This is a genomic window from Ruegeria marisrubri, from assembly GCF_001507595.1.
GTDB lineage: Bacteria > Pseudomonadota > Alphaproteobacteria > Rhodobacterales > Rhodobacteraceae > Ruegeria > Ruegeria marisrubri.
Genome location: NZ_LQBQ01000032.1, coordinates 1 through 549 on the forward strand (window position 1 = coordinate 1; position 549 = coordinate 549).

The 549-nt window shown below is 62.1% G+C and carries 2 protein-coding genes; both read left to right on the forward strand.

Going from position 1 to position 549, the window contains the following annotated elements; all coding sequences use genetic code 11:
* On the forward strand, positions 1 to 168 hold a 168-nt coding region (locus AVO45_RS19450; protein ID WP_157770160.1), incomplete at its 5' end, for a helix-turn-helix transcriptional regulator.
* A 122-nt stretch (positions 169 to 290) separates the two neighbouring features.
* Positions 291 to 509: a hypothetical protein gene (locus AVO45_RS12525; protein ID WP_068347457.1), complete on the forward strand. Its 219-nt coding sequence runs from the start codon at positions 291 to 293 to the stop codon at positions 507 to 509.
* The last annotated feature ends 40 nt before the right edge of the window (positions 510 to 549 follow it).

Here is a 549-nt window from a genome sequence, read left to right on the forward strand (position 1 = left end):
GCCGATTTCCTATGCCAGAGCGTGCGCACCATCCAGAAATGGCGCGTGACCGGGTTCGGCCCGAAATTCTACAAGTCGGGCCGCTCGGTGCGCTATCGCCGCCGTGACCTTCTGGAATGGGCCGAAGCACGCCGCTACGGCAACACCAGCAGCTACACCGCAGCCTGAGTTTTGCCCGCGCGGGGTTGGCAGTGCCGTGCGGGATTTTGGGGCCGGAATGGCTCTGTCGGGGCGCGGGCGAAACGGTCCCGCGCCCTTTTCATCTCATCACATCACGAGGAACGGAACACATGGCAAACCAGCCAGCACAGAAATTCAAGATCGGCCTGATCACCGCCACCATCTGGGACAATGACGGCTTCTACTCGGTCGACTTTTCGCGCGCCTACAAGGGCGAAACCGGCGATTGGCGCAACTCGAACAGCTTTCACCACTCGGACCTGCTCAACCTCGCCAAATGCGCGGAGCGCGCCGAAATCTGGATTGGCCGTCAAACCAATGCCAGGTGATTGCAGCGCCGGAGCGGCCCCGCTCCGGCCCCAAAACCAA

Coding starts and splice junctions, on each gene's coding strand:
- AVO45_RS12525 (WP_068347457.1), top strand. CDS start 291: ATGGCAAACCAGCCAGCACAGAAATTCAAGATCGGCCTGATCACCGCC.